The organism is Pseudonocardia lutea (genome assembly GCF_042658055.1).
Classification (GTDB): domain Bacteria; phylum Actinomycetota; class Actinomycetes; order Mycobacteriales; family Pseudonocardiaceae; genus Pseudonocardia; species Pseudonocardia lutea.
This window is the reverse complement of the sequence record NZ_JBHSQK010000011.1, coordinates 264,390-270,633: the sequence shown is the minus strand read 5'-3', so window position 1 is coordinate 270,633 and position 6,244 is coordinate 264,390. Positions and strand designations below refer to the sequence as shown.

General features: G+C 75.2%; 7 protein-coding genes. 3 read left to right on the top strand and 4 right to left on the bottom strand.

The window, feature by feature from the left end; translation table 11 throughout:
- Positions 1-657: hypothetical protein (locus tag ACFQH9_RS07635; protein ID WP_379565199.1), on the bottom strand; the 657-nt coding region annotated here is incomplete at its 3' end.
- Positions 658-1,038: 381 nt separating this feature from the next.
- A complete protein-coding gene (locus tag ACFQH9_RS07630; protein WP_379565198.1) occupies positions 1,039-1,479 on the bottom strand; it encodes a hypothetical protein in 441 nt (146 codons plus the stop codon).
- Between the two features lie 227 nt (positions 1,480-1,706).
- Here ACFQH9_RS07630 and ACFQH9_RS07625 point away from each other — a divergent pair, with 227 nt between their 5' ends.
- Together ACFQH9_RS07625 and ACFQH9_RS07620 are read left to right on the top strand one after the other, a co-directional pair.
- On the top strand, positions 1,707-2,660 hold the full coding sequence (locus tag ACFQH9_RS07625) for a TIGR03557 family F420-dependent LLM class oxidoreductase (protein WP_379565197.1): 954 nt from the start codon (positions 1,707-1,709) through the stop codon (positions 2,658-2,660).
- Positions 2,661-2,761: 101 nt separating this feature from the next.
- Entirely contained in the window at positions 2,762-3,505 is a 744-nt protein-coding gene (locus tag ACFQH9_RS07620) for a G1 family glutamic endopeptidase (RefSeq protein ID WP_379565196.1), read from the top strand.
- Positions 3,506-3,533: 28 nt separating this feature from the next.
- Here ACFQH9_RS07620 and ACFQH9_RS07615 read toward each other — a convergent pair whose 3' ends face one another.
- Positions 3,534-5,204, bottom strand: coding sequence for a Na+/H+ antiporter (locus tag ACFQH9_RS07615; RefSeq protein WP_379565195.1), 1,671 nt, complete (start codon positions 5,202-5,204; stop codon positions 3,534-3,536).
- Positions 5,205-5,292: 88 nt separating this feature from the next.
- On the opposite strand from ACFQH9_RS07615, the gene ACFQH9_RS07610 reads away from it, so the two are divergent.
- Positions 5,293-5,919: a ribonuclease H family protein gene (locus tag ACFQH9_RS07610; protein ID WP_379565209.1), complete on the top strand. Its 627-nt coding sequence runs from the start codon at positions 5,293-5,295 to the stop codon at positions 5,917-5,919.
- A gap of 20 nt (positions 5,920-5,939) precedes the next feature.
- Here ACFQH9_RS07610 and ACFQH9_RS07605 read toward each other — a convergent pair whose 3' ends face one another.
- Positions 5,940-6,212 (bottom strand): DUF3040 domain-containing protein, encoded by a 273-nt coding sequence (locus ACFQH9_RS07605; protein WP_379565194.1) that lies wholly within the window; start codon positions 6,210-6,212, stop codon positions 5,940-5,942.
- Positions 6,213-6,244: the final 32 nt, after the last annotated feature.

Here is a 6,244-nt window from a genome sequence, read left to right as displayed (position 1 = left end):
GGTGCGACGCCCGCTGCCCGCGGTCCGGGAGCCCGCCCCGCGCGCCGGGCCGCCCTGTGCCTTGGCGGTGCGGCGCCGCTTCGGCGGCTCCTCGTCCTGCTCCGGCTCGTCGCCGGCCCCGTCGGTCGCCTGCTCGGCCGGTTCGTCGGACCGGTCGGCCTCGTCGTCGCCCCCGCCGGCCGCGTCGCGAGCGCTGGACACGGCGCTCTGCGTGGCGTCGGTGCCCGCCTCGGCGGTGTCCTCCGCGGTGTCCTCGGCGGTGTCCTCCGCCGTGTCCTCGGCGGTGTCCTTCGCGGTGTCCTCGGCGGAGTCCTTCGCGGTGTTCTTCGCGCCGTCCCCGGCCCCCGACCCGGCGTCGACGAGACCCTCGACCTTCTTGCCGACCTTGTCGGTCAGCGCGGCGACCTGGCGCGCCGCGACGGCCATCGCGGCACCCTTGCCCGCCTCGAGCAGCCGCCCCCGGACCTGGTCGGTCAGCGCGGACAGCTCGGGGGAGCTGTTGAGCAGCTTGGTGCCCTGGGCCAGGAGCTCAGCCGGCCCGCCCGCACGACGCCCCGCGGCCATCCCGCCGAGCATGAGGGCGAGCTTCATCTTCTTGGTGCGCCCCAGGAAGTAGCCGCCGGCTACCCCCAACGCCACCCGTGCGCCGCATTTCATCGTGCCTCCTCGTGTGGTGGCCGGTCCGCGCCCGCCCGACCGGGCCCGGTGTCACCGAACCGATCACGCCCGAGCCCCGAACCGGGGTCTGCAGCTTCTACCCGAACGGATCTGGCCGCACACGCTGATCGCGGACATCGCGCATTTTTGCGCTGTTCGGTCCACCCGCCCGGCCCATTTCCCGGAGATGGTGCTGGATCAGCCGGGGGACGTCTGCTGCGACGTCTCCGCGACGGCGCTGGGCCGAACGAGGGCTTACCGCCCGGTCGGCGGAAGGCCTTGTCACGCAGCGGGAGCGCCCGTGTGAGGAGGGTGCACAGCGGGTCGGCCCGCACCTCCGTCTTCTCCATCATCGACGGGTGCGGAAAGGGAACCGGCGCGTCAGGAACCTGCTTTCGCGGCCGCCACGACGATCAGCACGATGAGCGCGACGAGAAGCAGCACCACGGTGATCGGCAACAGCACGATCGCGAGGACCAGCGCGAGAATGATCGCGACGCGCATTCCGGTGCTCATGGCCCCGACGGCGCCCTTCAGCGCACCCCAGATCGGGTTCTTCCCGGCCAGCCCGGCCCGGACCCCGCCGAGCACCGCGCCCACCGCGAGCCCGCCCGACGCGGCCATCTTCTGGATCGTCCCGCCGAGGTCCTCGACGTGCTCCAGGACGAGCCCGACCGAGGAGCGCAGCAGCGTGCGGAGCAGGTCCCGCAGGCTCGCCTTGAGATCGGCGACCGCGGCCCGCCGGCGCTCGACGGGATCGGGCCGCGTCCCGTTCTCCGACCGCGGGGCCTCGCCGTCGATCTCCAGCGCCGTCGTGCGCATCAGTGCTCCCTCCCGCCGCGCCGCCGATGCCCGGCCGCGCTCTCCCGACTACCCCGAACCGGGACCCGGCCACGCGCCGCGCGGGACCTCCGACGTCGAATGCGCCCGTCCGCCGCAGCGCGGGACCCGGCCGGGTGACCGGTGTTGCCCCGGGCAGCCCAGCCGGACGCGGGCGGACCCCACGCCGGCGGGCGGTTCACGGTGCCTCGCCGGGGTAGGGCTACCGCATGGCGAGCATCGGCTACTTCCTGTCCTGCGAGCAGTACGGCCCGAAGGAGCTCGTCGCCCAGGCGCGGGCGGCGGAGCGGGCCGGCTTCGAGCGGCTGTGGATCTCCGACCACTTCCACCCGTGGAACGACGAGCAGGGCCAGAGCCCCTTCGTCTGGTCCGTGATCGGCGCGCTGTCCGAGGCGGTGTCGCTTCCGGTGACCACCGCGGTGACCTGCCCGACGATCCGCATCCACCCGGCCGTGATCGCCCAGGCCGCCGCGACCGCCGCCGTGCAGCTCGACGGCCGGTTCGTCCTCGGCGTCGGCAGCGGCGAGCTGCTCAACGAGCACGTCCTCGGGGACGCCTGGCCCTCGGTCGGGAAGCGGCTGGCGATGCTCGAGGAGGCGGTCGACGTGATCCGCCTCCTGCACGAGGGGGAGCAGACCAGCCACCACGGCACCTACTACGAGGTCCAGGAGGCGCGGATCTACACGTTGCCCGAGCAACCGGTGCCGATCTACGTCTCCGGGTTCGGCCCGCAGGCCACCGAGCTGGCCGGCCGGATCGGCGACGGCTACTGCACGGTGATGCCCGACGCCGACCTGGTGCAGACCTTCCGGGAGTCCGGCGGCGGGGACAAGCCCGTCCAGGCCGGCATGAAGGTGTGCTGGGACGCCGACCGCGAGGCCGCCCTGGACCGCGCGCACCGGTTGTGGGGCAACGACGCGCTGCCCGGCCAGCTCGCCCAGACCCTCCCCCGCCCGCAGGACTTCGCCGACGCCATGACGCTGGTGTCGCGCGAGCAGGTCGGCGAGACGATCGTCTGCGGCGACGACCCGGAGGAGCACCTGGACCGGGTCCGCCGCTACCTCGACGCCGGCGTCGACGAGGTCTACGTGCAGCAGGTCGGCGCGGACCACGAGGGCTTCTTCCGCGGCTGGGCCGCGAAGATCCTGCCGCAGCTGCGCTGAGCCGCCCGGCCCGCCCGGGTGCAAGGGCCGGTCGCCCTGTCTTCCGGGCGGTGCGGCGTGCTTGGCTGGCGCCCCTGTCCGGCCGGAGGTGGGGGTACGTCATGGCGGGGTCGTGGAAAGAGCACGGGCGACGGGTCGCGGGCGCCGCCGCGGCGGCGGGGAGCGCGGTCGTGCTGCTGCTCGCCCCGCCGGGTGACGGGGCCGCGAGCACCGCGGCGACCGCGACCACCGGTTCCGGGACCGCGCCCGTCGCCTACCAGGCCGTCACCGGCTCGAACTGGTCCGGCTGGGTGGCGGCCGGCGCGGGCTTGAGCACGGTCTCCGCCGCATGGACGGTCCCCGCCGTGCGGTGCGGCGCCCCCACCCAGGTCGTCGGACCCTGGGTCGGGTTGGGCGGCATCGCCACGAACTCGGTGCAGCAGACCGGGCTCGAGATCACCTGCGCGTCCGGGAAGCCGGTCTACCGCGCCTGGTACGAGACGGCCCCGGAGCCGCCGGTCTACCATCCCGACCCGGTCGCCCCGGGCGACCGGATGACGGCGAGCGTGCGGCGCACGGCGACGGGCTACACGCTCACGGTCGCCGACACCACCCGCGGCTGGACGCGCACCGCGCACACGCCCCTGCACCAGGACGACCACGCGTCGGCGGAGGTCGTCGTGGAGTCGCCAACGGGCGCGTTCCCGGCCTTCGGGAGCCTCACGATCACGGGCGCCACCGTGGACGGCCGGCCGCTCGCGTCCGCCCGCCCGGTGAGCTTCGAGTCCGGGACCGGGGGCGTGCGGCAGACCCGCACCGGGGCGGTGAGCGGGGGCACGTTCACCGTCACCTACCTGCACGAGTAGCGGGGCACGGGCAGCGCGCGCCCGGTGCTCAGCGCCGCCGGCGGAGCTGGGTCTCGTCCAGGTCCAGCTCCTGGCTGATCGCGACCATCGTCGGGCGGCTGATCTCACCGCGCGACTGCAGCCGGCGCAGGGTCTCGCGCTCGACCTTCAGCAGCCGCAGCCGCAGGGCACTCATGTCGGTAGGGCCGTCCGTGTCCCCGGCCCGCGGCCCCGCCCCGTCGCCGTCGCCGAGGTCGTCGCCGAGGTCGTCGCCCTCGCCGTCGGCGCGGCCGTCGGCGCCGCGCTGGTTCCGCCGGGTCGCCTCCAGCTGGTCCCGGAGGTGGTCGCGGCGCAGCTCCAGGATCTGGCGGAGCTCCTCGACCCCGGCCGGACCCGGCTCGTCCTGCTCGGTGACCTCGTCGAGCTCGCGCAGCGCGGCGTCGACGGCGGCCCGGCGGGCCCGGATGCCCTCGGTGCGCTCGCGCTCGTCGGGCCGCAGCCGCAGCACCCGCAGCAGCCAGGGCAACGGGACCGTCTGGCCCACCAGGGTCACCAGCACCACCACGACGGTCAGGAAGAGCAGCAGGTCGCGGCGCGGGAACGGGGCCCCGCCCGCCACGGTCAGCGGGATGGACAGCGCCACGGCGAGGGACACGGCGCCCCGCGGCCCGCACCAGCCGAGGGCCAGCCGTTCCCGCCAGGGCATGTGCGCCTCCGGGTCCTGGAGCGGCAGCAGCGTGCCCAGCGGCGGGACCGCCATCACCCACACCAGCCGCACGGCGATCGCCGCCACCGACACCGCCACCGCGGCGAGGACGAGCGCCGGCCACGGGTAGGCCCCGATCTCGCGGAACACGGTGGGCACCTGGATCCCGAGCAGCACGAACAGCAGCGCCACCAGCAGGGTGTTCAGCACGGTCCAGAAGGTCTCCGAGTGCAGCCGCACGGTCGGCTCGACCAGCCCGCGGCCGCGGACGGCGAGCCACCCGGCCGCGGTCACCGTCGCCAGGACACCGGAGGCGTGCAGCTCCTGCGCCGGGACGAAAGCCAGATAGGGCGTGACCAGCGAGAGCAGCACGTGGCTCGCCGTGTCCCGCACGTACCGGCGCAGGGCCGCGGCCAGGATGCCGACCACCAGGCCGAACGCGATGCCCCCGCCCACCTCGATCAGCAGTTGCAGGCCGATCTCGCCGATGCTGGTCGTGGCGCCCACGGCCCCGATCGCGACGGCGAACACGGTCAGGGCCACGCCGTCGTTGACCAGGCCCTCGGACTCGAGCACCGTGACGAGCCGGCGCGGGGCCCCGAGGCGTTGCAGGACCGATCCGGCCGCCACCGGGTCGGGCGGCGCGACGGCCGCCCCGAAGGCGATCGCGGCGGCCCAGCCCACGTCGGGGACCACCAGCAGCAGCGTCCCGCCCACGGCCACCGCCGTGACGACGACGAGGCCGACCGCCTGCCCGACGACCGGCACGAGGTGGTTGGCCGTCTCCCGCGGGTCGCTGAAGAAGGCGGCGAAGTAGATCAACGGCGGCAGGAAGAGCAGCAGCACCAGGTCCGGGGACAGCCGCACCTCCGCCACGCCGGGGATGAACGCCGCGCCCACCCCGAGCAGCACGTACACGGCGGCGTCGGGGAGGCCCGTCCGCCGGCTCACCAGGCGGCCGAGCACCACCCCCGCCGCGAGCACGACGACCACCAGCAGGACCTGAGTCGGCACGGGGCGAGCGGTACCCGCTGCGCGACTCCGGCATGCCGGGAGCCCGGGCGGTGGTGCCGACGGCGGCCCGTAGGCTGGCCCGGTGCCGATGACCGCGAAGTACGCCACCACCTGCGGCGTCTGCTCGAGCCCCATCCGGCCCGGCGAGGAGATCGCGAAGGCCGGGAAGGCCTGGGCGCACACCGGGTGCGCCGCAGCCGCGAAGAGCAGTGGGAACGGCGGTCCGGCGGCGGACACGCCGGCCGCCCGGCCCGCGCGGTCGGCCCCCCGCCCGGAGATGCCGGCGGCGGACGGCGCCCTGGAGGTGTGGACGGACGGGGCGTGCTCCGGCAACCCCGGCCCCGGCGGCTGGGCGTGGGCCACGAAGGACGGCCGGCAGGACAGCGGCGGCGAGGCCGGCACCACCAACCAGCGCATGGAGATCCGCGCCGCGCTGGAGGCGGTGCGGGCGCTCGAGGGCCCGCTCGTGGTGGTCAGCGACTCGACCTACGTCGTGAACTGCTTCCGGGACGGCTGGTGGAAGGGCTGGCTCGCCCGCGGCTGGACGACGAGCGCGCGCAAGCCGGTGGTGAGCCGGGATCTCTGGGAGCCGCTGGTCACCCTGGTCGACGAGCGCGGCGACGTGTCCTTCCGCTGGGTGAAGGGCCACTCCGGCGACCCGATGAACGACCTGGTCGACGCGCTCGCCGTCGAGCAGTCCCGCGCGGTGGCCTGAGCGAGGCCTGAGCGCGGGGCTCAGCCGGCGCCGCGGCGCCGCCGGCCGAGCCGGCTCCACAACGTCACGCCCATCGCGGTGACCAGGGCGGCGAAGAGCACCATCGGCCCGGACAACAGGGCGAGCCCGGCGAGCAGCCCGAGGAGGCCGAGCAGGATCAGGGCGAACGCCACCGCCCGCCCGGCGCGGGCCGGGAATCTCCCGTCGGCGAGCCGTTCGGCGAAGCGCGGGTCCTCCATCCGGATCGCCGCCTCGATGTCCTGCAGCCGGCGCCGGTCCTCGTCGCTCAGCATGGCTCCCCCTCGGCTCTCCCCGCGAGCGAACT

Bases quoted from the DNA above. Each gene is read 5' to 3' on its own strand.
- ACFQH9_RS07610 (WP_379565209.1), top strand. From the start codon at position 5,293: ATGACCGCGAAGTACGCCACCACCTGCGGCGTCTGCTCGAGCCCCATC.
- ACFQH9_RS07630 (WP_379565198.1), bottom strand. From the start codon at position 1,479: ATGCGCACGACGGCGCTGGAGATCGACGGCGAGGCCCCGCGGTCGGAG.
- ACFQH9_RS07605 (WP_379565194.1), bottom strand. From the start codon at position 6,212: ATGCTGAGCGACGAGGACCGGCGCCGGCTGCAGGACATCGAGGCGGCG.
- ACFQH9_RS07625 (WP_379565197.1), top strand. From the start codon at position 1,707: ATGGCGAGCATCGGCTACTTCCTGTCCTGCGAGCAGTACGGCCCGAAG.
- ACFQH9_RS07620 (WP_379565196.1), top strand. From the start codon at position 2,762: ATGGCGGGGTCGTGGAAAGAGCACGGGCGACGGGTCGCGGGCGCCGCC.